The 21,874-nt window shown below is 54.4% G+C and carries 24 protein-coding genes and 1 pseudogene; 14 read left to right on the forward strand and 11 right to left on the reverse strand.

Going from position 1 to position 21,874, the window contains the following annotated elements; all coding sequences use genetic code 11:
* Window positions 1–3: 3 nt before the first annotated feature.
* The 4 genes from ACZ1HF_RS14635 to ACZ1HF_RS14650 all read left to right on the forward strand — a co-directional run bounded on the left by ACZ1HF_RS14635 (window position 4) and on the right by ACZ1HF_RS14650 (window position 3,241).
* Complete coding sequence (locus ACZ1HF_RS14635; RefSeq protein WP_472658201.1) at window positions 4–873, forward strand: F0F1 ATP synthase subunit gamma; 870 nt, start codon at window positions 4–6, stop codon at window positions 871–873.
* 17 nt (window positions 874–890) lie between these two features.
* Complete coding sequence (gene atpD, locus ACZ1HF_RS14640; RefSeq protein WP_472658202.1) at window positions 891–2,324, forward strand: F0F1 ATP synthase subunit beta; 1,434 nt, start codon at window positions 891–893, stop codon at window positions 2,322–2,324.
* A gap of 9 nt (window positions 2,325–2,333) precedes the next feature.
* Window positions 2,334–2,759, forward strand: a complete 426-nt coding sequence (locus ACZ1HF_RS14645; RefSeq protein ID WP_472658203.1) for a F0F1 ATP synthase subunit epsilon — start codon at window positions 2,334–2,336, stop codon at window positions 2,757–2,759.
* 131 nt (window positions 2,760–2,890) lie between these two features.
* Window positions 2,891–3,241, forward strand: a complete 351-nt coding sequence (locus ACZ1HF_RS14650; protein WP_472658204.1) for an H-type lectin domain-containing protein — start codon at window positions 2,891–2,893, stop codon at window positions 3,239–3,241.
* Here ACZ1HF_RS14650 and ACZ1HF_RS14655 read toward each other — a convergent pair.
* Window positions 3,238–4,254 (reverse strand): ribose-phosphate pyrophosphokinase, encoded by a 1,017-nt coding sequence (locus ACZ1HF_RS14655; RefSeq protein ID WP_472658205.1) that lies wholly within the window; start codon window positions 4,252–4,254, stop codon window positions 3,238–3,240. The genes ACZ1HF_RS14650 and ACZ1HF_RS14655 overlap by 4 nt on opposite strands.
* 112 nt (window positions 4,255–4,366) lie before the next feature.
* Here ACZ1HF_RS14655 and ACZ1HF_RS14660 point away from each other — a divergent pair, with 112 nt between their 5' ends.
* Together ACZ1HF_RS14660 and ACZ1HF_RS14665 are read left to right on the forward strand one after the other, a co-directional pair.
* The gene (locus ACZ1HF_RS14660) at window positions 4,367–4,963 is read left to right on the forward strand and encodes a DsbA family protein (RefSeq protein ID WP_472658206.1); all 597 of its coding nucleotides are present in this window, start codon (window positions 4,367–4,369) and stop codon (window positions 4,961–4,963) included.
* A 130-nt stretch (window positions 4,964–5,093) separates the two neighbouring features.
* Entirely contained in the window at window positions 5,094–5,747 is a 654-nt protein-coding gene (locus tag ACZ1HF_RS14665; protein WP_472658207.1) for a pyridoxamine 5'-phosphate oxidase family protein, read from the forward strand.
* A gap of 131 nt (window positions 5,748–5,878) precedes the next feature.
* Here the strand turns inward: ACZ1HF_RS14665 and ACZ1HF_RS14670 are convergent, their stop codons facing one another.
* The 7 genes from ACZ1HF_RS14670 to ACZ1HF_RS14700 form a co-directional block, all read right to left on the reverse strand.
* Complete coding sequence (locus ACZ1HF_RS14670; RefSeq protein WP_472658208.1) at window positions 5,879–6,928, reverse strand: threonine aldolase family protein; 1,050 nt, start codon at window positions 6,926–6,928, stop codon at window positions 5,879–5,881.
* A complete protein-coding gene (locus tag ACZ1HF_RS14675) occupies window positions 6,925–7,398 on the reverse strand; it encodes a YcgN family cysteine cluster protein (protein ID WP_472658209.1) in 474 nt (157 codons plus the stop codon). Before ACZ1HF_RS14675 ends, ACZ1HF_RS14670 begins: the two co-directional genes overlap by 4 nt.
* Window positions 7,395–8,327, reverse strand: a complete 933-nt coding sequence (locus tag ACZ1HF_RS14680; RefSeq protein ID WP_472658210.1) for a bifunctional riboflavin kinase/FAD synthetase — start codon at window positions 8,325–8,327, stop codon at window positions 7,395–7,397. The genes ACZ1HF_RS14675 and ACZ1HF_RS14680 overlap by 4 nt, the downstream gene beginning before the upstream one ends.
* A 38-nt stretch (window positions 8,328–8,365) precedes the next feature.
* Entirely contained in the window at window positions 8,366–8,809 is a 444-nt protein-coding gene (locus ACZ1HF_RS14685) for a MaoC family dehydratase (RefSeq protein WP_472658211.1), read from the reverse strand.
* A gap of 93 nt (window positions 8,810–8,902) precedes the next feature.
* Window positions 8,903–9,775 carry a TIGR01459 family HAD-type hydrolase gene (locus ACZ1HF_RS14690; protein WP_472658212.1) on the reverse strand — a complete coding sequence of 291 codons (873 nt, stop codon included), beginning with the start codon at window positions 9,773–9,775 and terminating at the stop codon, window positions 8,903–8,905.
* A gap of 110 nt (window positions 9,776–9,885) precedes the next feature.
* Window positions 9,886–10,431: a thioredoxin family protein gene (locus ACZ1HF_RS14695; protein ID WP_472658213.1), complete on the reverse strand. Its 546-nt coding sequence runs from the start codon at window positions 10,429–10,431 to the stop codon at window positions 9,886–9,888.
* Window position 10,432: 1 nt separating this feature from the next.
* Complete coding sequence (locus tag ACZ1HF_RS14700; protein ID WP_472658214.1) at window positions 10,433–11,350, reverse strand: manganese-dependent inorganic pyrophosphatase; 918 nt, start codon at window positions 11,348–11,350, stop codon at window positions 10,433–10,435.
* A 312-nt stretch (window positions 11,351–11,662) separates the two neighbouring features.
* On the opposite strand from ACZ1HF_RS14700, the gene ACZ1HF_RS14705 reads away from it, so the two are divergent.
* The 6 genes from ACZ1HF_RS14705 to ACZ1HF_RS14730 all read left to right on the forward strand — a co-directional run bounded on the left by ACZ1HF_RS14705 (window position 11,663) and on the right by ACZ1HF_RS14730 (window position 16,658).
* Window positions 11,663–11,854, forward strand: coding sequence for a hypothetical protein (locus ACZ1HF_RS14705; RefSeq protein ID WP_472658215.1), 192 nt, complete (start codon window positions 11,663–11,665; stop codon window positions 11,852–11,854).
* Between the two features lie 88 nt (window positions 11,855–11,942).
* Complete coding sequence (locus ACZ1HF_RS14710; RefSeq protein WP_472658216.1) at window positions 11,943–12,614, forward strand: DUF2161 domain-containing phosphodiesterase; 672 nt, start codon at window positions 11,943–11,945, stop codon at window positions 12,612–12,614.
* A gap of 531 nt (window positions 12,615–13,145) precedes the next feature.
* On the forward strand, window positions 13,146–13,433 hold the full coding sequence (locus ACZ1HF_RS14715; protein WP_472658217.1) for a co-chaperone GroES: 288 nt from the start codon (window positions 13,146–13,148) through the stop codon (window positions 13,431–13,433).
* Between the two features lie 72 nt (window positions 13,434–13,505).
* On the forward strand, window positions 13,506–15,149 hold the full coding sequence (gene groL, locus ACZ1HF_RS14720; RefSeq protein WP_472658218.1) for a chaperonin GroEL: 1,644 nt from the start codon (window positions 13,506–13,508) through the stop codon (window positions 15,147–15,149).
* Window positions 15,150–15,260: 111 nt separating this feature from the next.
* The gene (locus ACZ1HF_RS14725) at window positions 15,261–15,749 is read left to right on the forward strand and encodes a GNAT family N-acetyltransferase (RefSeq protein WP_472658219.1); all 489 of its coding nucleotides are present in this window, start codon (window positions 15,261–15,263) and stop codon (window positions 15,747–15,749) included.
* Window positions 15,750–15,830: 81 nt separating this feature from the next.
* Entirely contained in the window at window positions 15,831–16,658 is an 828-nt protein-coding gene (locus ACZ1HF_RS14730) for a DMT family transporter (RefSeq protein WP_472658220.1), read from the forward strand.
* Window positions 16,659–16,668: 10 nt separating this feature from the next.
* Here ACZ1HF_RS14730 and dprA read toward each other — a convergent pair whose 3' ends face one another.
* The 3 genes from dprA to tldD all read right to left on the reverse strand — a co-directional run bounded on the left by dprA (window position 16,669) and on the right by tldD (window position 19,784).
* A complete protein-coding gene (gene dprA / locus ACZ1HF_RS14735; RefSeq protein WP_472658221.1) occupies window positions 16,669–17,742 on the reverse strand; it encodes a DNA-processing protein DprA in 1,074 nt (357 codons plus the stop codon).
* A 141-nt stretch (window positions 17,743–17,883) separates the two neighbouring features.
* Window positions 17,884–18,357 (reverse strand): GNAT family N-acetyltransferase, encoded by a 474-nt coding sequence (locus ACZ1HF_RS14740; RefSeq protein ID WP_472658222.1) that lies wholly within the window; start codon window positions 18,355–18,357, stop codon window positions 17,884–17,886.
* The gene (gene tldD, locus ACZ1HF_RS14745) at window positions 18,354–19,784 is read right to left on the reverse strand and encodes a metalloprotease TldD (RefSeq protein WP_472658223.1); all 1,431 of its coding nucleotides are present in this window, start codon (window positions 19,782–19,784) and stop codon (window positions 18,354–18,356) included. The genes ACZ1HF_RS14740 and tldD overlap by 4 nt, the downstream gene beginning before the upstream one ends.
* A gap of 160 nt (window positions 19,785–19,944) precedes the next feature.
* On the opposite strand from tldD, the gene coxB reads away from it, so the two are divergent.
* Together coxB and cyoE are read left to right on the forward strand one after the other, a co-directional pair.
* The gene (coxB, locus tag ACZ1HF_RS14750; RefSeq protein WP_472658224.1) at window positions 19,945–20,832 is read left to right on the forward strand and encodes a cytochrome c oxidase subunit II; all 888 of its coding nucleotides are present in this window, start codon (window positions 19,945–19,947) and stop codon (window positions 20,830–20,832) included.
* Between the two features lie 41 nt (window positions 20,833–20,873).
* A pseudogene (gene cyoE, locus ACZ1HF_RS14755) lies at window positions 20,874–21,804 on the forward strand (heme o synthase).
* The last annotated feature ends 70 nt before the right edge of the window (window positions 21,805–21,874 follow it).

Here is a 21,874-nt window from a genome sequence, read left to right on the forward strand (position 1 = left end):
CAGATGCCAAGTCTTAAGGACCTTAAAAACAGGATCGAGTCGGTCAAATCGACCCGCAAGATCACCAAAGCGATGCAAATGGTCGCCGCTGCAAAACTGCGCCGCGCGCAAGAGGCGGCGGAGGCTGGGCGGCCCTATTCAGAACGCTTCAATGCGGTGATGGCCGGGCTTGCGCAATCGGTGGGAGGATCGGACTCTGCGCCGAAGCTTTTGTCGGGCACGGGCGCGGATAAGGTTCATTTGCTTGTTGTCATGACAGCAGAACGTGGCTTGTGTGGCGGCTTCAACTCCAACATCGCGAAACTTGCGAAACAGGAGGCCGCAAAGCTGCTTGAGGCTGGCAAGACCGTCAAAATTCTGACTGTCGGTAAGAAAGGGCGTGAATCCCTTAAACGGGATCTGGGCGACCACCTTATCGGTCATGTCGATCTGAGTCATGTTAAACGCGTCGGTTATGAGAATGCGGCCGATATTGCCAAGGATATTCTGGCAAGGTTCGACGCTGGTGAGTTTGATGTAGCGAAGATTTACTACTCCAAGTTTCAGTCAGTGATTTCTCAGACCCCGACCGAGCAGCAGATTATTCCTGCTTCGTTTGAAGAGAGCGCTGAAGAATCCACACTATACGACTACGAGCCAAGCGAAGAAGGCATTCTTGCTGATCTTCTACCGCGCGCTGTGGCTACGCAAATCTTTAGTGCGCTTCTGGAAAACGGCGCATCTGAGCAAGGTGCGCGGATGTCGGCAATGGATAACGCCACGCGAAATGCGGGCGACATGATCGACAAATTGACCATTCAATTCAACCGCTCGCGTCAGGCTGTCATTACCAACGAGCTTATCGAAATCATTTCGGGCGCTGAGGCGCTCTGAGACAACGGAGAAACAAAATGGCAAAAGCGAAAGCCGCTGTTGGCAAAATCGAACAGATCATTGGCGCGGTCGTCGATGTGAAGTTCGAAGATCATCTGCCCGAAATTCTGAACGCGCTGACAACCGACAACAATGGCAAAGAGCTGGTGTTGGAAGTCGCTCAGCACCTTGGTGAAAATACGGTACGTGCGATTGCGATGGACGCCACCGAAGGTTTGGTTCGCGGTCAGGTTGTGACAGATACAGGTGGCCCGATCACAGTTCCAGTGGGTGAGGCGACCCTTGGGCGGATCATGAATGTTGTGGGTGCACCTGTGGACGAAAAGGGGCCTGTTGAGGCTTCTGAACGCCGGTCGATCCATGCCGAAGCCCCTGCTTTTGAAGCACAAGCGACTTCATCCGATATTCTGGTGACGGGTATCAAAGTGATTGATCTGCTGGCCCCGTACTCGAAGGGCGGCAAGATTGGTCTGTTTGGCGGTGCCGGTGTGGGTAAAACAGTTCTGATTCAGGAGCTGATCAATAACATCGCCAAAGTGCACTCAGGGTTTTCGGTCTTTGCCGGTGTTGGTGAGCGGACCCGTGAAGGGAACGACCTGTATTATGAATTTATTGATTCAGGTGTTATCGACGCGGAAGACCTGACCAAATCCAAAGTGGCGCTGGTGTATGGCCAGATGAATGAACCGCCCGGCGCGCGGATGCGGGTTGCGCTGTCTGGCCTGACCATGGCCGAACAGTTCCGCGATCAGTCCGGCACAGATGTTTTGTTCTTTGTCGATAACATTTTCCGCTTTACTCAGGCTGGGTCTGAGGTGTCGGCGCTTTTGGGTCGTATCCCGTCTGCTGTTGGTTATCAGCCAACGCTGGCGACTGACATGGGACAAATGCAGGAACGGATTACGTCAACCAAAGCCGGGTCCATTACATCCGTTCAGGCGATTTACGTGCCTGCGGATGACTTGACTGACCCGGCACCTGCGACATCGTTTGCGCACCTTGATGCGACGACTGTTTTGTCCCGTGCCATTTCAGAGCTGGGGATTTACCCTGCTGTGGACCCGCTGGACAGTACTTCCCGGATCCTTGATCCGCAGGTTGTGGGCGAAGAGCACTATCAGGTCGCCCGCGATGTTCAGGGTATTCTGCAACGCTATAAGTCGCTGCAAGACATCATTGCCATCCTTGGCATGGATGAATTGAGCGAAGAGGATAAATTGACCGTGGCCCGCGCCCGGAAAATTCAGCGCTTCCTGTCGCAACCTTTCGATGTGGCGAAAGTGTTCACTGGTTCTGACGGTGTTCAGGTGCCGCTTGAAGATACAATCGCATCGTTCAAAGCTGTTGTGGCTGGTGAATATGATCATTTGCCAGAAGGCGCTTTCTACATGGTTGGTGGTATTTCTGAAGTGGTTGCCAAAGCCGAGAAAATGGCCGCCGACGCGGCATAAGGGGGCCGAATGGCTGATATGATGCAATTCGATCTGGTCTCACCTGAACGCAGGCTAGCGTCCGTTCAGGTGAGCGAGGTTCAGATACCCGGTGCAGAGGGCGATCTGACGGCGATGGCCAATCACGCGCCGACAATCACGTCTCTGAGGCCCGGCCTGCTCCGTGTTGTGCATGACGGGGGTACGGATGAATATCTGATCTCAGGCGGCTTTGCCGAGATCACCGGTGGCAGCGTGTCGGTTCTTGCGGAACACACGATCCACAAAGGTGATGTGACGCAGGAAATCTATGACCAGATGGTTTCTAAAGCTCGCGAAGCCCATGCAAAAGCTCAGGAAGATGCCAAGAACGAACCTGGGCCCGTTGATGATGCTGCCAAATTGTTAGCGGATATGGTGGCGATGGGCGATCATATTGGGTTGAGCACAAAGTAAACCGACTGGCTTTTTTTTTGCTTGTCAGGTAATTTTTGGGTGAAAGCCTCACTTTTCGTGGGGCTTTTTCCATTTGTTAAGGTTAATTTATTTATGTCCTGCGCGTATTTTGCAGTTCGGAAGGGTAAAGAATGCAACGGTTAAGCAATCATTTGATTGGCGTCGATCAAGGATCGTCTATTCTATTTTCCGATTTTAAAGATGACGGCCCGATGTGGGCTGGTACTGGCCCACGAGAACATCGGAGCCGCGCCACGTTTTCAGATAACTTCATAGCGCCGCCTGTCGTTCATGTGACGCTGAGCATGTGGGATATGGACCAGAAGACCAACCTACGTGCGGACATTCAGGCCGAAGACATCTCGGAGTCAGGTTTCGACATCGTCTTCAGGACTTGGGGCGATACGCGCATCGCCCGCGTGCGCGCCAACTGGATGGCGATTGGTCAACTGAAACACGAAGATACCTGGGAACTCTATTAGCTACCCGGATACCATCCCTCATAGATCGGACTTAGCGTGTCCGATTCAAACAGCGATGACACACTGGTGCCACCCCATATGTTCAAGATGGCTTGGGCAAATAACGGTGCTGTGGGAACAATGCGGATGTTCTTGGCGGTTTTTACTGCCTCGGTTGGTTCGATAGAGTCTGTAATCACAAGCTGTTTCATCACAGATTTGCTAATACGCTCAACGGCAGGTCCGCTCAGAACACCATGGGTGATGTAGGAATGTACCTCGGTCGCCCCGGCTGCGGTTAAGACTTCAGCAGCCTTACACAATGTTCCTGCGGTATCGACCATGTCATCCACAATGATGCAGCGTTTGTTTGAGACATCGCCGATGACAGTCATCTCGGCCACTTCACCTGCTTTTTCCCGTCTCTTGTCGACAATGGACAGCGGCGCACCGACGCGTTGCGCAAGTTCGCGGGCGCGGGCCACGCCACCTACGTCAGGGGAAACAACCATCACGTCGCTCATGTCCTTGAACTGATGCTTGATATCCAGTGCAAAAACCGGCGAGGCGTATAAGTTGTCCACGGGTAGGTCGAAAAAGCCCTGGATCTGGGCGGCGTGCAAATCCATGGTCAGAACCCGCTCAACCCCGGCCTCAGCGATCAGGTTGGCCACCAGCTTGGCGGAAATAGGAGTTCGGGCCTTGGTCCGACGATCCTGACGGGCGTACCCGAAATAGGGGATCACGGCGGTGATGCGCGCAGCAGAGGATCGACGCAGCGCATCCGTCATGATCAGCAGTTCCATCAGATTGTCATTGGCCGGATTCGACGTCGGCTGGATGATGAACATATCCTCACCCCGGACGTTTTCGAAAACTTCCACGAAGATTTCGGCATCATTGAAGCGCTCGACACGGGCGTCGACCAGATCAACGGTTAGGCCTCGATGCATAGACATGCGTTTGGCTATGGATGTGGCGAGTGCTTTGTTGGCATTGCCCGAAATAAGCTTCGGTTCAGAATTAGATGGCATGTGGTCGTCCCCAAGGTGCAGCAATTCACTACAGCCTCCCGCGCCGCAGCGTTGAACATCGCTTATCACCCAGCTACGGTCCTGCAAACCCATTACTGAAGGAAGCCCGTTCATGGCGCATATCGACTACTATTTTGCCACGTTGTCCCCTTATACGTACCTCGCTGGAACACGTCTGGAAGAGGTAGCAGCCAAGCACAGTGCGACGATCACCTACAAACCGCTCGATATTATGGGATTGTTCGCGCGGACTGGCGGGACGCCGCCGAAAGATCGGCACGTCTCGCGTCAGGAATGGCGCTTGCAAGAACTGCGTCGCAGTTCGGTCAAGACGGGATTGCCGCTGAATCTGAAACCTGCCCATTGGCCTACGAATCCCGCGCCAAGTTCTTACGCAATAATTGCGGCGCAACAGACCGGTGGTGGCAATCTTGGTGCGCTGGTCCATGGCTTTACCCGCGCGGTATGGGCCGAAGACCGCGATATTGCCGAGGATGACGTCGTGCGCGATGTTCTTGAGGGGGCCGGATTTGACCCGGCACTGGCCGAGAGCGGCCTTCTGGCCGGGGCCGAAGAATATGCTGCCAATCTGGAAGAGGCGGTAAATGCCGGGGTGTTTGGCGCGCCAACATATATCATCGGTGATGAACGGTTCTGGGGTCAGGACCGGATTGAGGACGTCGAGCTGCATCTGTCTGGCAAGCTGTAAAAATTTTGATCTTTGATGGTGTGACCCTTTCGCTGGAAGGGCGGGAAGCATTAAGGGACAAATTCGTCACGAGACCGCGGCGGCGTACATGTCGTCGCGCTTGCGGTCGAAGCTTTGAAAGGAACAACATTTGGCACCACAAACGCACTTGAAGCCGGAATATCTGGTCGAGACAGAAGAAGATCTGAGAGCGTTGTTTCCAGAAACCCATGCCATTGCTATTGCAAAATGTCTGGATCACCTGGACGAACATTCGAAGGAGTTTGTGGCGCGATCACCGTTCTTGTGCATCGGCACACAATCGCCAGAAGGGCTGGCGGATGTCAGCCCCAGAGGTGATCCATGTGGTTTTGTTCAGATCCTTGATGACAAAACGCTCATTATTCCGGACCGTCCCGGGAATAATCGGCTGGATACGCAAGCAAATATCTTAGCCAACCCTTCCGTTGGCTTGTTGTTCATGGTTCCCGGATTTGACGATACGATGCGGGTGAATGGGACAGCAAAGATAACCCGTGACCCGGAATTGCTTGCAACAATGGCTGTAAATGGCAGATTGCCAGCGACCGCCATCGTTGTGAGCATTGAGGAAGTGTTCATTCATTGCGCAAAGGCGTTTCGACGCTCAAAGCTGTGGGATCCAAGTCAGCATCAGGACCGCAGCAAAATGCCGTCATTGATAAATATTGTACTCGATCAAACTACGGGCGTTCCGGACAGCCCGGAAGACATCAAAAAGCTCGATGCTGATCTGGAGAATAGCTACCGCCAGACGATGTATTGATCGCGAAAGTTTTCTGAATGGCGGCCCCCGCATAGCTGGCATCGTGCCATTGATGCAGAAATTGGTGCTCTGATGACACTCTCCGACGTAAGACTGTAACCAAAAGCCAGCCATATGCTTTTGGTCATTCCTTAACGGAGCAGCGCTAACAGCTGATCAATGTCTTCGTCCTTTTTTGACCAATCACAAACCAGACGGCACGCGATCAGATCGTCCTCCGGGCCGTCCAGAGGTGTATCAAAAGGCGAGAGGTAGTATTTCGCGCCAGCCTGCATCGCGCGTTTGTGCGCACCACGGGGCAGCTCGGCGAAGATCATGTTGACGTCAGGTTCATGAAGCAATTTTGCGCCTTCAATTTGGCGCAGGCCTCGGGCGAGTTTGGCGCAGGCGGTGTTGGACTGCTCTGCCAGTGTCAGCCATAGATCATCCGCCAAATAAGCCTGCAATTGCGTGGACAGGTAGCGATGTTTTGACAAAAGATGCGCGCCTCGTTTTCGGCGCAACTCAAACTCCCACGCTTTTTCAGGATCAAAAATCACGACCGCTTCGGTCATCATACAGCCGTTCTTTGTGCCGCCAAAGCTGACCACGTCTATACCGGCTTTCCACGTCATATCTGCGGCTGAGCAACCCAACGCCACTTGCGCATTGGCGAAACGTGCGCCGTCCAGATGGGTGGCGAGACCGAATTCTTTTGCGATGTCTGTCAGCGCTTTCAATTCATTGAGCGTATAAACCGTACCAAGCTCGGTCGCCTGCGTCAGCGAGATCGGGCCACGCTGCACCCCATGAACGCCCTTATCGCCCGTTGCAAGGATGCTATCACGCAGCGCTTCGGGTGACATTTTGCCATCTGCGCCGTCCACAAGGGTAAGCTTCGCGCCATTGGTAAAGAATTCAGGCGCGCCGCATTCATCTTCTTCAATATGCGCGGTGCGGTGGCAAAAAATGGCATCCCAAGGCTTGGCATAGGTGGCGAGGGCAAGCGCGTTGGCGGCTGTGCCGGTAGAGACCATGTAAACCCCGGCCTCTGGCGCTTCGAACACATCGCGCAAGTGCGCTCGCGCGTCCTGCATGATCGTATCATTTCCATACGGCATCTGGGTGCCGTCATTTGCGGCAATCAGGGCCTCCAGCACTTTCGGGTGCATGGGGCCAGCATTGTCAGAGGCGAAATTCATGTGCCGGGTTCCTCAATAACGTAATTTTCCCATTCATCTTCGGGGATCTCAAATTCGGGGGTAGTCCAGCCTTTGACTGACACCCCGGCCTGATGCACGGTTTCCGCCGTGCCCGAGATCAGCGGGTGCCAGTCATAAAGCGATTTGCCCTCATAAAGCAGCCGATATGCGCAAGTTTCGGGCATCCAATAGGCGACATCGCCGATGGTTTCCGGTGTCAGGACAACGCATTCCGGTACGAATTGCTTGCGGATATCATATTGCGCGCAGCGACAGGTGTCACAGTTCAGCAAGCGGCACGCGATGCTGGTGAAGGCAACATCCTGCGTGTCTTCATCTTCCAGCTTGTTCAGGCAGCACTTGCCGCATCCATCGCATAGTGCTTCCCATTCATCGCTCGTCAGATTCCTGAGCGAGATGTTTTCCCAGAATTTCGGGCGTAAGCCCTTGCGATTGATCGGATCGGTCATGTGCGGGCCAGTATATCGCGGGCGCGGGTGCAATCTGCTTGCATCTGGGCAATCAGTGCATTGAGGGCGTCGAATTTCTCTTCCCCGCGCAGGTATTCGACCAAAGCAACCGAGAGATGTTCGCCATAAAGATCGCCTTTGAAATCAAACAGGAAGGTTTCGCAATTGGGACGATTTTCACCAAACATCGGACGCACGCCAATGGAAGCCGCGCCATGATAGCTGCCCTTGTGTGGGCCGGTCAGCACATCGACAAGCACAGCATAGACCCCGAATTTGGCCGGGTGTAGACCTTCGATTGACATGTTTGCAGTTGGATAGCCCAGCTCACGACCGCGTTGTTCGCCGCGGATAACCTCGCCATCAATGCGGTGCCAATGGCCCAGCATACGAAACGCATCCTCGGGGCGACCATCGCTAAGCGCCTGACGGATATTGGTTGAAGACACTTGCCCACGATCCCCAGCTACAAGTTGAGCTATCGTGACGCCAAAGCCATAGGTTTCACCGAACTCTTGCAGCAGTTTGGCATTCCCTGCGCGGCCCTTGCCAAAGCAGAAATCCGCGCCCACGACGACATGCGTCAGGCCGAGCCCCTTGGCAATTATATCGCGGGCGAATTCTTCAGCGGTCAGACTGGCCAGACTGGCATTGAAATTCAGCTCATAAAGGCGTTCAACCCCCAGTTTTTCTAAACGGTTGGCTTTGGTTTCGGCATTCATCAGGCGAAAGGGCGGGGCGTCAGAGGTGAAGAATTCGCGCGGGTGCGGCTCAAACGTAACGACCCCAAGGGGGGCGTCTGGGGCGGCATCGCGGGCAATGTTGATCACGGCTTGATGGCCGATATGTAGCCCGTCAAAATTACCAATCGCGGCAGTAGCGCCGCGATCTTCTGGCCTTACGAATTGGTAATCCCGAATGATCCGCATGGGGATTGCGTAACCGTCCGGTCAAGCGGGTGCAAGTCTCAGTCGAATTTGCGGCTTGGCGCCAGGACCACAGCCTCACCTTTTAGCACGTTCTTGCCGTCCACTTCGCAGCGGGTGTGCATGGTGACGCGGCGTTTGGCGTGGTCGATTTCAGTCACCTCAACCTCTGCCATAACCATATCCCCAGGGCGCACAGGGGCCAGAAATTTAAGGGATTGCCCAAGGTAAACGGTGCCATGGCCTGGAAGCTGCTCACCGATCACGGCCGAGATCAGCCCGGCTGTCAGCATGCCATGGGCAATACGACCCTCAAAGATCGTATCCTGTGCATAGCTGTCGTCCAGATGTACTGGGTTATGGTCGGTTGAGACTTCGGCAAACAGCTCGATGTCGCGATCAGTGACCTGCTTGCGCAAATGCCGTTTCATACCGATCTCAATATCCTCGATACAGATCGTACCACGTGGTAAATTATCGAGCATATGATCACCCATTAAGTAACTTTCGGACCTGATTGGCCGTGTATTTGTAACTTAATTACTTTGCATGCGCAGAAAAATCAAGAGCAATACAGCCTATCGCAGCCTGCCAATCGTATAGGTTGGATTAACCATTTCCTTTTCCAAATAAGCGCTTAGTAGCGCAGGGTCCGGCTGATCGATTGTTTTCGTCTCTTGCGCTGCAAGGCCACCCGAGATGAACAGAGAATCGATATCCTCACCCATTGCGCCACGAATATCAGTCAGCACGCCGTCCCCTATCGCCAGAATCCGCGCGTCCGATATATCTTTACCCAAAGCTGCCAATCTACGGCGGGCAAGATCATAAATAGGAGGATGAGGCTTGCCGAAATAGAGGCTCTCACCGCCCATTTCAGTATAAAGCTTCGCCAGCGCGCCCGCGCACCATTCGCGGCTTTCGCCGCGGTCGACGACAATGTCGGGATTTGCACAGAGCAGCTTCAAACCCTTTTGCTTGGCATACAAGAAATCGGCACGATTGATCTCGGGATCAGCCAGCGGGTCAAATGGGCCGCAGCACACAATACCTTCGGCTTGATCAAGCGGGACTTGCTGAATCGGTGCAGGGTTTTCAACGATATGCAGCGGGTCAAAGAAGTTCTGGTCATGGGGCTGGCCAATGAAATAGACTTTTTCGCCGGCAACACCCTGATACATGGCAAATCGCGCACTATCGCCAGAGGTTGCGATGTCGTCCCAGCTATCTTTGGCCACGCCGATCTTACCAAGTTGCACCTCGACACTTGCCCGATGCCGCGGCGCATTCGTAACGAAAATGACCGCACCCCCCTTGGCGCGATAATCCTGCATAGCTTTCACGGCGCTGGGGAAAGGGTCCAGCCCATTATGTATGCAGCCCCAGAGATCGACGAACAGCGCGTCGTAACGTTCAGAGATCTCGGATAGATGGGTGATGATCTGGGTCATTTTGGCTCCGCAAGAGGTGAGTGTGGCTGGGCGTGAATGTGGTGCTGTTAGCCTTTTGCACCCGTTGACGGTATCGGTAGATATTTTCCTGTTTGCACAGGATTATTCGATTAATTCCATTTGATTGAGCAGCCCATAGACGGGTTTTGCTGGCGCGGGCCTTCACCAGTTTGAGCGATCTGGCGCATGGCATTCAGAAGCTCGGGCGTGCGCCCTGCGGCGTCACCCATGCGCGCATCATCAAGACGGCCGCGATATTGTAAAGCGCCATCCTTGTTGAAGCCAAAGAAGTCCGGGGTGCACACGGCACCATAAGCCTTGCCGACCGATTGATCCTCGTCCACCAGATAGGGAAACTGCCAACCTGATCTTTGAGCAAACCGCTTCATCTCAGGTGGGCTGTCAGACGCCACTAAGTGGTAGTCATTGGACATCACGCCCAGCACATTGACGCCTTCGGCCATAAGCGTATCAGTGTCTTGCGCAAAACGCTCTGCGATGGCCTGCACATAAGGGCAGTGGTTGCACAGAAATGCCACCAGCAGGCCATGCTGCCCCAGATGTTCGGACATTGTAAAGGATTGGCCATCCGGGTCTTGCAAAGTGAAATCGGGCGCTTGCCAACCGAAATCGCATAGGGGTGTGTCAAGAAGCATATCAGACTTTCAGGTTTGGGATGATCTGTTTCTTGCGGCTCATGATACCGGGCAGAACCACGCTATTGCCTGAGACTGCCGTATCAAAGGACTTTTCGGCGACGGTTTTGCTAAGGTCATTCGGGATCAGCATCGTGGCTTCTTCATTCAGGATATCAACGATGAACAACAGGACCTGATCCACACCATCTTCCTGCGCCACCTGAGCCATGGATGCCATCAGGCTTTCCTTGCGGTCCAGCACGGTTTTGGGGGCAGTGGTCTCCAGCACCGAGACGCGGAACTTGGTGTCGCCTACGGCATATTCTTTGCTGTCCATACGCAGCAGTTCGGCGTCAGAAAAGGCGGAGACATCGGATTTCGCGGCAAACATCTCGGCTGCATAGTCGGGGATGTTGATCCCCAGATCTTTTGCAAGACTTTCAGCCAGCGCTTTGTCGACTGGTGTTGTGGTTGGCGACCGGAATTCCAGCGTATCGGACAGAATGCAGGACAGCATCGCACCTTTGATCTGGTCCGGCATATGGTCTGCATGATCGCCCATCAGATCATGCATGATTGTGGCCGTACAGGCGAGCGGGCGGATCGTGATGTCAATCGGACCAGCCGTTTCCAGACCACCTACCAGCTTGTGATGGTCGATGATGGCACGGATATCAGCGCTGTTGATCGCATCGGGAAGCTCGGCCGGATTGTTGGTGTCAACGACAATGCAGGGTTGTCCAACCGTCACATCCGAGATGATCTCGGGCTGGGTGAGGTTCCAGCGCTTCAACATGAAAGCAGCCTCGGTGTTAGGTGTGCCCAGAAGCACCGCTTTGGCGTCACCTCCTTGATGGTTCACAAACCATTCCCAGATCAGCGGAGAGCCGGTGCTGTCAGTGTCAGGGGATTTATGGCCAAAGATCAGCGTGGTCATGTTGTCTATCCTAATGGGTCAGATTTTGCCGTCCTTATAGGCAGGGTGTCTGACCTTGTCACCCACCTACAGGTGCGGTTGGGTTTGATCTTGCCAGCCATCCGTTATATAGATGCATAATCTGAAAAAGGAGCGCCCTGACAATGGACAAGACAGTCTAACCACAGTCGCCAGCATTTGCGCATAAGCGCATCCCTTTTTCACAGGAGCATCCTGACAATGGACTATCTCGGCTAACCCCCTACTCGGGGTCCGCACGTGCCGTGCCTGTTGGCACGGCTCTATCCATTCTTCAAGATGAAAGGGCACCCCATGCCCAAGAACAAGAAAACACCCCGCAAGAGCGGGACCAATAGCGCTTTGCCCAAACCCACCCTAACGGGCAAAGCCGCCAAACCGGGCTTTGATCCGCAATCCAGTCGCCTGCCACAGGGTTCGCGCGCCAATCTAGCGTGTAAAGGTGGCAGGCCCAAGCTGTTCCCTGGCCGAACCGGAGGACGGTGACAGCGCACCCCGCTGCGCATATTTGTGCAGCGGGGACTTGATCATCGCGCGGTATTGCTCATGCTTGGGGGAAAAGACAGGCAAGCCTATGCGTGAAACGGAGCTATACGCACCCGTCAAATCCTTCCTTGAGGGTCAAGGATATGAGGTAAAGGCTGAGATCGTGGCCTGTGATGTGCTCGCCTGCCGAGGCGACGAAGATCCTGTAATTGTGGAGCTTAAAACAAGCTTTTCGCTAAGCTTGTTTCATCAAGGCATCGCCCGGCAAAGCATTTCGGATGACGTCTATATCGCTGTGCCACGGATCCCCGGGAAGCGCTTTTTGAAAGCATTGAAAGACAACAAGGCATTGTGTCGACGCCTGGGCCTTGGTCTGATCACGGTAAGATTGCGGGATAGTCTTGTTGAAGTGCATCTGGACCCGGCACCGTACAAGCCGCGTCAATCAAAGCAGCGAAAAGGTCGTCTGTTGCGGGAATTCGCGCGGCGGGTTGGTGATCCGAATACAGGTGGCGCGACACGTGTCGGGTTGATTACAGCGTATCGCCAAGATGCACTGCGCTGTGCGCAATATTTGTCGGCGCATGGGGCCAGCAAAGGTGCTGTTGTCGCCAAAGCAACAGAAGTTGTCGTTGCGACACGGATCATGGCCGCAGACCACTACGGCTGGTTCGAGCGGGTCGAGACAGGCATCTACACTCTGACACCCAAAGGCCATGACGCGCTTTGTGCCTATCAGGGTGCGTTGGAAAAGACATAAAAGACGTGGATCATTCGCCCGCGCCCTGTTGCACTTTGGGAAGGGCATGCAACGGGGGTGGACGCGGCCCAAATGTGATGGGCGGGTAGCCGTGGGACAAAGGTGGCCTGTCAGATGCCTTGATAATTTCAAAGGACAGTTTGCTGCACAATAAGACAGCAATCGCCCGTATCTGGGAAAACATGTCATGATACTCGTCTATGGTGGAGGAATGGCTGACGTGTCAGCCAAAGTGCTGTCAGGGGCTATTCAGCCTTTTGAAAGTAGCGCTTCCGCTCGCATGAATTGTTTCATAATCAGCCCTCCAAGGCCGTGACGATTGGACGTCACGTAACCGATTCCTGTCACTGTCTCAAGCAATGGAAACCTGACCTCAGGAATAGTCACTTTTCTGCCGGTCAAGCTGTTGACAGTCAGTAGGGGACTCCTTAGCTAAACCGCGTTAGCACTCAACTAAGCTGAGTGCTAACAGTCTGATCGGATCAGTTCAGGTCAGGCTTGGGAGTAACTTTAAGCCAAGGAGCTTTAAGGATGGCATTGAAACCGCTTCATGACCGCGTGCTGGTTCGCCGCACGGAAAGCGATGAGAAAACCGCTGGCGGGTTGATTATACCCGATACAGCAAAAGAAAAACCCGCCGAAGGCGTTGTTGTTGCATGTGGCGACGGCGCACGTAAAGACAGTGGTGAGCTGATCGAGATGGCTGTCAAAGACGGTGACAAAATTCTGTTTGGTAAATGGTCCGGCACAGAAGTCACGGTTGATGGCGAAGAGCTGTTGATGATGAAAGAGAGCGACATTCTGGGTATTCTTTCCTGATAGAAGCGTGGGTCTGACCCGCTCTACAGATTGTTCTCAACGACATAACCAAATTCTAAGGAGCACATGAAAATGGCTGCTAAAGACGTCAAATTCGATACCGACGCCCGCAACAAAATGCTGCGCGGTGTCAACATTCTGGCTGACGCCGTCAAAGTCACGCTAGGCCCAAAAGGCCGCAACGTGGTTCTGGACAAATCTTTCGGCGCACCACGCATCACCAAAGACGGTGTATCGGTTGCTAAAGAGATCGAACTTGAAGACAAGTTCGAAAACATGGGCGCACAAATGGTCAAAGAAGTGGCCTCGCGTACCAATGACGAAGCTGGTGACGGCACCACGACTGCGACCGTTCTGGCCCAGGCCATCGTTCGCGAAGGTATGAAATCGGTTGCTGCTGGCATGAACCCGATGGACCTGAAGCGCGGCATCGATCTGGCAACAAACACCGTTGTCGAATCTATCAAAGCTGCTGCTCGTGAAGTCAAAGACAGCGACGAAGTCGCGCAGGTTGGTACGATCTCTGCCAATGGCGAAGACGAAATCGGCGCGCAAATCGCTGGTGCCATGCAGAAGGTTGGCAACGAAGGCGTCATCACTGTTGAAGAGAACAAAGGTCTGGAAACAGAAACCGATGTTGTTGAAGGCATGCAGTTCGACCGTGGCTACCTGTCGCCTTACTTTGTCACCAACCCTGACAAGATGACGACTGAGCTGGACGATGCGCTGATCCTTCTGCACGAGAAGAAACTGTCTTCGCTGCAACCAATGGTTCCGCTTCTTGAAGCCGTTATTCAGTCTGGCAAACCGTTGATGATCATTGCTGAAGATGTCGAGGGTGAAGCCCTGGCAACGCTGGTTGTCAACAAACTGCGCGGCGGCCTGAAAATCGCAGCTGTCAAAGCACCTGGTTTTGGCGATCGCCGCAAAGCCATGTTGCAGGACATAGCCATTCTGACCGGCGGTCAGGTGATCTCGGACGATCTGGGCATGAAGCTTGAGTCGGTGACGATGGACATGCTGGGCACAGCCAAGCGCGTCACAATCACCAAAGACGAGACGACCGTGATCGACGGTGCAGGCGAGAAGGCGGAAATCGAAGCTCGCGTTTCGCAGATCCGTCAGCAAATCGAAGAAACCACGTCTGACTACGACCGTGAAAAGCTGCAAGAGCGTGTTGCCAAACTGGCAGGCGGTGTTGCTGTTATCCGCGTTGGCGGCATGACCGAAGTTGAAGTCAAAGAACGCAAAGACCGCGTTGACGATGCCCTGAACGCGACCCGTGCGGCCGTGCAGGAAGGTATCGTTGTGGGCGGCGGTGTTGCTCTGGTTCAGGCGGCGAAAGCGCTGGCCAAACTGGAAGGCGCGAATTCTGACCAGAACATCGGTATTACCATCGTGCGTAAAGCGCTGGAATCCCCGCTGCGTCAGATTGCTGAAAACTCCGGCGTTGACGGCTCGGTTGTTGCTGGCAAAATTCGCGAGAGCGACGACGCAACATTCGGCTTCAACGCGCAAACCGAAGAATATGGCGACATGTTCAAATTCGGTGTGATTGACCCAGCCAAAGTTGTTCGCACAGCTCTGCAGGATGCCGCTTCCATTGCTGGCCTGTTGATCACAACAGAAGCCATGGTTGCTGACAAGCCTTCTAAAGAAGGTGCCGCACCTGGTGGCGGAATGCCTGACATGGGCGGTATGGGCGGCATGATGTAAGCGATTTCCGAGGCTTGCAAAGCTTCGGAAACGCAGTCATCACACTGCTTTATGGTTATCGGGAAGGGGCTTGGCCATTGGTCGGGCCCTTTTTCTTCTGAAAGGCACATTATGAATGATTTCACACGGGAAATGCGCGATCTGAAGCCAGAAGAGATGGTGGATGTGGACACTTTGTTGTTCCATGCCTTCAAAGGATTGGATGAGATACGGCTTGTCAAAGAGCTGCGTCATGCAAACCGTGTGGTATCAGAATGTGTCACCGTGGCAGGCGGTCAACTGATTGCCTATGCTGCTGTCAGCGAACTGGACGCCCCCGACGGATGGTTATGTCTGGCCCCGGTTGCCGTAAGCCCGCATTGGCAAGGACAGGGCGTCGGTCATGAGCTGGTTTCAGCCATGGTGCAGCATGCTTTGGATCAGGACAGGGTATTGGTCGTTTTGGGAGACGTCGATTTTTATGAAGAATGCGGATTTTCATGCGAACGGGCATCCAAGCTGATATCGCCTTATCCAATTGAAAATACATTGCTGGCAGGCGCCGGCGATGATGCGCCCGAGAAGACGCTGATTTATCCAGCGGCTTTTGATGAGGTTTGATAAACTTCACCTCGCTATAAGGTGAGAGCCCGCTTGCCAGTGCTGTCTTGCAAGTCTGAAAAAGGGCTTGTCTAAAGACCTATGCGTATTTTCTTACTCACAGCTCTGACTATGGTGGCCTTCGCGGCCAATTCGGTACTGAACAAGCTTGGAGTGTCCGACGGAGGGATGCAGCCCTTCGGCTTTGCGGTGATAAGGGTCTGTGCAGGCGCGGCAATGCTGGCTATTTTGGTCGTTGCGCGGGACTGGGGGCGTTTAACGCGCTTGAAGTTCAATCTGGTCGGAACCGGATCGTTGGTTGTGTATCTGATCGGGTTCTCAATGGCCTACATTACGCTTGATGCAGGTGTCGGGGCGCTGATCTTGTTCGGCGTCGTGCAGATGACAATGTTCGGCACCGCACTGCGCGGCGGCGATGCAATACCTTTCATGCGTTGGGCAGGTGCGGCAACGGCTTTTGGCGGGCTGATCTATCTACTTTGGCCTGCGGGTGACGTTGCGCCTGACCTGATTGGTGGCGCGTTAATGGCTGCTGCTGGTATTGGATGGGGTGTTTATACACTTGCCGGGCGTGGGGCAGAAGATCCGCTGGCTGTGACAGCTGCAAATTTTGTAGCCGCCGCTGTCGTTTTGGCCGGTGTGCAGGTGTTTCTTGGGATGCCAGAGGCGAGCTGGATTGGTCTGTTCGCTGCGATTGTATCCGGGGCAATTACGTCAGCGCTGGGTTACGCGCTGTGGTACAACATTCTACCAAAGCTAGAGACAACAGTGGCCGCAACGGCTCAGCTAGCCGTGCCGGTGATCGCTTTGCTGGGCGGCATCGTGTTTCTGGAAGAAGCACTGTCACTTCGTTTCGTTATTGCAAGCGTGTTGGTTCTGGGCGGTGTGGGGTTGTCCTTGCGCCGCTAGATCTGCGCAATCAGCGGGCGAGGCTCAGCAGCCCGCCCGGCTGCCTTGTGATCTTGCCTTGCAGCTCAAGCGTGGTCAGTTGCGGCACAACCATATGTGTCGGCAGGGCCAGATCGCGGATCAGTTGATCCTCGGCAACGGGTGTTGGACCAAGCAAATTCAGGATTTTCGTATCGACTTGTCCCGCAGGCACAGGTTGAGCTTGTTGGGGCGGTTCAGGCTTTGACATAGTGGGTTGTGTGGTGAGATCAGGGGCCTCAATGGCTTCACGAATATCGTCGACAGATCGGATCAGACTGGCCCCGTCGCGGATCAACATGTTGCACCCCGCAGAGCGTCCATCCAGCGGGTGCCCCGGTACGACCAGAACGTCGCGGCCTTGATCCAGTGCATTGCGGGCGGTGATCAGACTGCCGGATTTTGCCGCCGCTTCGATCACAACAACCGCACGGGCAAGCCCCGAGATGATCCGATTGCGTCGCGGAAAGTCGCGCGCCTGGGGTTGCAAGCCGATCGGTTGTTCCGACAGGCGCAAACCACTTGCCTTTATATTGTCGTGAAGTTGCAGGTTCTCTGTCGGATAGATCACATCCACACCGCCAGCCTGAACAGCGATGGTGCCGTGGGGCAAAGCGGCGATATGAGCCGCAGTATCAATGCCGCGGGCCAGACCTGACACTGTGACAAACCCGGCCTCCCCCAATCCGGAAGCCAAGGCCTTGGACATACGTGTTCCAAGCGATGACGCATTACGTGCACCGACAAGCGCGACAGCGGGGCGGGTAAGCAGGTCGGCATCCCCCAAAGCCCAAAGAATCGGTGGCGGATCGTGCAGGTCATACAACGCTTTTGGATAATCTGGCGCACCATAAAACAGCATCCGCGCATCTGCGCGTTGGCCTGTCGTGATTTCCTGTTCTGCGATATGCAGCGGGCAGCACGTGTATTTGCTGACACCTGCGGCCGAGGCGATTTCTGGCAAAGCTTCAAGGGCCTTATCGGCAGACCCGTATTCTGTCATCAGGCGAAAGAATGTGGATACACCGACCCGGCGTGATCTGATCAGACGAAGCCACGACGCCATCTCGCCCTGAGTCTTTGGGGGTGCGAGGGGGGTGGGGTAGACAGCAGGTCGCTGGCCATCGTTGCTCCGTCCAATCATTGAGAGCGACATTGGCCTATCAGGGGTTAAGGGAAGGTGAAGAGCAGCTGAAAATACAGCGTCTTACAAAATTTTTTCGAAAATGATTACTTCCAGTGGAAATGGGCCATCCACAGTATCAACCTTGTCCACCTCTACACCTTTGGCAACCCAGCCGCATTTCTCATAGAACTGCGCGGCGCGTTGATTCTGCGGCAAGCAAAGTAAGCGCGCTTTTGATATGCCAGAGGCCGCCAGTCGCGCTTCGCCATCCGCTAATAGCTTTTGGGCAAGGCCTGTACCGCGCGCGGCTGGGTCGACGAAAAGCTGATCCAACTCACCTTCTTTGATAGCGCATAAGCCAACTGGCTGGCCTGCCGGACCTGAGACCCGCAAGCGATCCTCCATTTTCTGAAGGCGCGGCAGAAAGCTGTCGCGGGAGCGTAAGGCCAGTAATTCCTTTGGAACATGGGCCGCATGCGCTTCAGTCCAGCCCTGATACCAAAGATCAGTCAATGCAGGCAGTTCCTCGGGCGAGGCTTGCCGAATAGTGGTCATGCGGCTGATCCCCCTACGGTCAGGCCACCGATCATTAGGGTGGGTTGGCCCACACCCACTGGCACCCATTGACCCTGTTTGCCGCAATTGCCCATGCCAGGATCCAGTGCCATGTCATTGCCGATCGCGCGGATTTGTTTCAGCGCCGTGGCGCCGTCGCCAATCAGCGTGGCCCCCTTGACCGGAGCGCCAACCACACCGTCTTTGACCCGGTAGGCTTCGGTACAGGAAAACACGAATTTGCCATTCGTGATGTCCACCTGACCGCCACCAAAGCCAACGGCATAAATGCCGTCTTTGAGGTCATTCACAATAGCCTCGGGTTCAGCGTTGCCGCCAAGCATATAGGTGTTGGTCATGCGCGGCATCGGCGTGTGGGCATAGCTTTGACGCCGTCCATTGCCGGTTGGTTTCACACCCATCAACCGGGCATTTTGCCGGTCCTGCATGTAGCCGACCAATACTCCGTCTTCTATCAGCACATTTTTTGCGCTGGGCGTACCTTCATCATCGACAGTGATCGAGCCTCGGCGATCCGGGATGGTCCCGTCATCCAGCACCGTCACGCCCTTAGCTGCGATCTGTTGATCCATAAGCCCGGCAAAGGCCGAAGTTTTCTTACGGTTAAAGTCACCTTCCAATCCGTGGCCGATAGCTTCGTGCAGCAAAATGCCGGGCCATCCGGGGCCAAGCACCACATCCATCACGCCAGCAGGTGCAGGTTCGGCATCAAGGTTTACGACAGCAATCCGCAATGCCTCGCGCACCAGTCCTTGCCAATGCTCATGGGCCATCAGACCGTCGAGCATATACCGTCCACCACCGCCAACACTGCCGCTTTCACGTTTGCCGTTCTGTTCAATAATCACGCTGACATTCAGACGCGTCATGGGGCGGTCATCCGTTACCAGCGTGCCATCGGGACGCAGAATCGCAACCTCCTGATGAGACGCTGCCAGCGTTGCCGAAACCTGAACAACGCGTGTGTCCAAATCGCGCGCAAAGGCATCAATCTCGCGCAGCAGTTCAACCTTCGCCGGGAACGTAAAGCCCTGCATCGGATCTGCATCGGAATAAAGCTTCTGGTTGGTGGCCTGTGGAGCTGCCGCAAGTGTGCCACCGCCCGCCCCAATCGCAAGCCGCGCGGTTTCTGAGGCGCGCAGCAAGGCCTGCTCGCTGATCTCGGTCGCATGGGCATAACCCGCAGTTTCGCCTTTGACGGCGCGCAGCCCAAACCCTTCCGAAGCATCGTAGCTTGCGGTTTTCAGGCGGCTATCATCAAAGACGAAGATTTCACCGCGCTTGCGTTCCAAAAATAGCTCACCATCATCGGCGCCATTTGTAGCGTTTTGCAAAATTTTCAGTGCTTGGTCCCTGTCCAGTTTGGTGTCAAACGGGCGAAAATCATCGGATATAGTTCTGATCATGGGTCGGCACCTTCCATTTTGGCAAAAAACCTGCGGCATCCTAGCGCGTAGAAGCGTCTGATGCTTGCTCCTTGCAGGTTAATATGGTTTCTCCAGCAGAGGACGCAACGGGGGATTCCGCGCAAATTGCCGTGACCCCCTGAGAAACGGGAAGACATACATGCGATTTTCAACGCTTTTTGCTGGGCTAAGTGTGGCGCTGGCTGCGACCGGTGCCAAGGCACAAGACGCTTTGAGTGATCTTGAAATTATAGGCAAGCCCGTTGACAAGCTGACAGGTTTTCAACCGGCAGTGACGGAACTGGCAGCGGATATCCATTGGTTGGATGCTTTTATTCTGATTATCATCACTGTTATAACGCTATTTGTTGTGGCTTTGATGGCTGCTGCGATTGTGCGATTTAACCGACGCGCAAACCCAACGCCTGCGACGTTTACCCATAACTCTCCACTTGAAGTTGCGTGGACGATTGTTCCCGTCCTGATCCTTGTGTTCATCGCGGCGTTCTCTTTGCCAATTCTGTTCAAACAGCAACGTATTCCCGAAGGGGATATCGTGATCAAAGTCACAGGGTATCAATGGTACTGGGGCTATGAGTATGTCGATCACGAATTTGGCTTTGACAGCTTCATGATCGGGGCAGGTGAAAACCGCCTGACACCTGACGTAAGTGCGGAATTGCAGGAAGCTGGGTATTCTGACGATGAATTCCTACTGGCGACAGATACTGCGGTGGTTGTTCCGTCCGGCAAAGATATCGTTATGCAGGTAACAGGTGCGGATGTGATCCATTCATGGACGATCCCTGCCTTTGGTGTAAAACAGGATGCAGTTCCCGGTCGTCTGGCGGCACTTTGGTTCAACGTTGAAGAAGGCAAAGAAGGCATATATTTCGGTCAGTGTTCTGAGCTCTGCGGTCAAGCCCATGCCTATATGCCGATTACCGTGAAAGTGGTCACGCAAGCGGAATATGACGCTTGGCTTGAAGGTGCGATTGAGGAATATGCAGGCACACCGCTTGAAACCAAAGTGGCCTCGGCTGACTAAGACAGGGTGTTTAGGCCTGCTACGGCTGCCGAGAGGGGATCATGACGGACGCAACACAACAGATAGAAACGGGTGAAGCGCAGTTCGGCGATTATGTAGCGCTGCTAAAGCCGCGTGTCATGTCGTTGGTTGTGTTCACTGCGGCTGTCGGTGTGTTTGTAGCACCTGTGTCGGTTCATCCCTTTATCGCGTTCGTGGCGATTTTGTTCATTGCACTTGGCGGCGGGGCCTCTGGGGCTCTGAATATGTGGTATGATCGCGATATTGATGTGATCATGCGGCGTACGCGCAACCGCCCTGTTCCATCTGGCAAGGTGCAACCGGGCGAGGCGCTGAGTATTGGGATATGGCTGTCCTTCATCTCGGTCATGATGCTGGGATTGGCATCAAATTGGGTTGCAGCGGGGCTTTTAGCCTTCACGATCTTCTTCTACGCCGTCATCTATACGATCTGGTTGAAACGCTGGACACCGCAGAACATCGTTATTGGTGGCGCTGCCGGGGCTTTTCCCCGATGATCGGTTGGGCTGTTGCGACAGGTGGGATGTCCGTTGAAAGCGTGCTGATGTTCGCCCTAATCTTTATGTGGACCCCCCTCATTTCTGGGCATTGGCGCTGTTCATGAACGAGGATTACTCCAAAGCGGGTGTGCCAATGCTGACTGTTACCCATGGCCGGCGAGAGACCCGCAAACAAATTCTGATTTACACAATGCTTCTTGCTCCGGTCGCCATTGGACTGGCTTTCACCACCATTGGTGGCTGGATCTATCTGGCCGCAGCACTTGTGTTGAATGCCCGATTCCTGATTGGGGCATGGCAGCTTTGGCAGCGCGATGAAGATGCCGCAGACGGAGATACGTATGCAGCGGAGCGTAAATTCTTTCGCCTGTCGCTAAGTTATCTGTTCCTGCATTTCGGTGCGCTATTGGCGCAAGCGATCTGGATCAAATCCGGCATGGGGGCTTGGTAGAGATGGTTTTGAAGGTGGAGCACGAACTACATACACGCCGCTTTGGCCGTAACATTGGCATTGGTTTGGT

This window comes from Litoreibacter sp. GN1-5, assembly GCF_055693805.1.

What these genes read in the sequence shown, in the direction of transcription:
- ACZ1HF_RS14635 (WP_472658201.1), top strand. Translation starts at nt 4, where the DNA reads ATGCCAAGTCTTAAGGACCTTAAAAACAGGATCGAGTCGGTCAAATCG.
- atpD (WP_472658202.1), top strand. Translation starts at nt 891, where the DNA reads ATGGCAAAAGCGAAAGCCGCTGTTGGCAAAATCGAACAGATCATTGGC.
- ACZ1HF_RS14645 (WP_472658203.1), top strand. Translation starts at nt 2,334, where the DNA reads ATGGCTGATATGATGCAATTCGATCTGGTCTCACCTGAACGCAGGCTA.
- ACZ1HF_RS14650 (WP_472658204.1), top strand. Translation starts at nt 2,891, where the DNA reads ATGCAACGGTTAAGCAATCATTTGATTGGCGTCGATCAAGGATCGTCT.
- ACZ1HF_RS14655 (WP_472658205.1), bottom strand. Translation starts at nt 4,254, where the DNA reads ATGCCATCTAATTCTGAACCGAAGCTTATTTCGGGCAATGCCAACAAA.
- ACZ1HF_RS14660 (WP_472658206.1), top strand. Translation starts at nt 4,367, where the DNA reads ATGGCGCATATCGACTACTATTTTGCCACGTTGTCCCCTTATACGTAC.
- ACZ1HF_RS14670 (WP_472658208.1), bottom strand. Translation starts at nt 6,928, where the DNA reads ATGAATTTCGCCTCTGACAATGCTGGCCCCATGCACCCGAAAGTGCTG.
- ACZ1HF_RS14675 (WP_472658209.1), bottom strand. Translation starts at nt 7,398, where the DNA reads ATGACCGATCCGATCAATCGCAAGGGCTTACGCCCGAAATTCTGGGAA.
- ACZ1HF_RS14680 (WP_472658210.1), bottom strand. Translation starts at nt 8,327, where the DNA reads ATGCGGATCATTCGGGATTACCAATTCGTAAGGCCAGAAGATCGCGGC.
- ACZ1HF_RS14685 (WP_472658211.1), bottom strand. Translation starts at nt 8,809, where the DNA reads ATGCTCGATAATTTACCACGTGGTACGATCTGTATCGAGGATATTGAG.
- ACZ1HF_RS14690 (WP_472658212.1), bottom strand. Translation starts at nt 9,775, where the DNA reads ATGACCCAGATCATCACCCATCTATCCGAGATCTCTGAACGTTACGAC.
- ACZ1HF_RS14695 (WP_472658213.1), bottom strand. Translation starts at nt 10,431, where the DNA reads ATGCTTCTTGACACACCCCTATGCGATTTCGGTTGGCAAGCGCCCGAT.
- ACZ1HF_RS14700 (WP_472658214.1), bottom strand. Translation starts at nt 11,350, where the DNA reads ATGACCACGCTGATCTTTGGCCATAAATCCCCTGACACTGACAGCACC.
- ACZ1HF_RS14705 (WP_472658215.1), top strand. Translation starts at nt 11,663, where the DNA reads ATGCCCAAGAACAAGAAAACACCCCGCAAGAGCGGGACCAATAGCGCT.
- ACZ1HF_RS14710 (WP_472658216.1), top strand. Translation starts at nt 11,943, where the DNA reads ATGCGTGAAACGGAGCTATACGCACCCGTCAAATCCTTCCTTGAGGGT.
- ACZ1HF_RS14715 (WP_472658217.1), top strand. Translation starts at nt 13,146, where the DNA reads ATGGCATTGAAACCGCTTCATGACCGCGTGCTGGTTCGCCGCACGGAA.
- groL (WP_472658218.1), top strand. Translation starts at nt 13,506, where the DNA reads ATGGCTGCTAAAGACGTCAAATTCGATACCGACGCCCGCAACAAAATG.
- ACZ1HF_RS14725 (WP_472658219.1), top strand. Translation starts at nt 15,261, where the DNA reads ATGAATGATTTCACACGGGAAATGCGCGATCTGAAGCCAGAAGAGATG.
- ACZ1HF_RS14730 (WP_472658220.1), top strand. Translation starts at nt 15,831, where the DNA reads ATGCGTATTTTCTTACTCACAGCTCTGACTATGGTGGCCTTCGCGGCC.
- dprA (WP_472658221.1), bottom strand. Translation starts at nt 17,742, where the DNA reads ATGGCGTCGTGGCTTCGTCTGATCAGATCACGCCGGGTCGGTGTATCC.
- ACZ1HF_RS14740 (WP_472658222.1), bottom strand. Translation starts at nt 18,357, where the DNA reads ATGACCACTATTCGGCAAGCCTCGCCCGAGGAACTGCCTGCATTGACT.
- tldD (WP_472658223.1), bottom strand. Translation starts at nt 19,784, where the DNA reads ATGATCAGAACTATATCCGATGATTTTCGCCCGTTTGACACCAAACTG.
- coxB (WP_472658224.1), top strand. Translation starts at nt 19,945, where the DNA reads ATGCGATTTTCAACGCTTTTTGCTGGGCTAAGTGTGGCGCTGGCTGCG.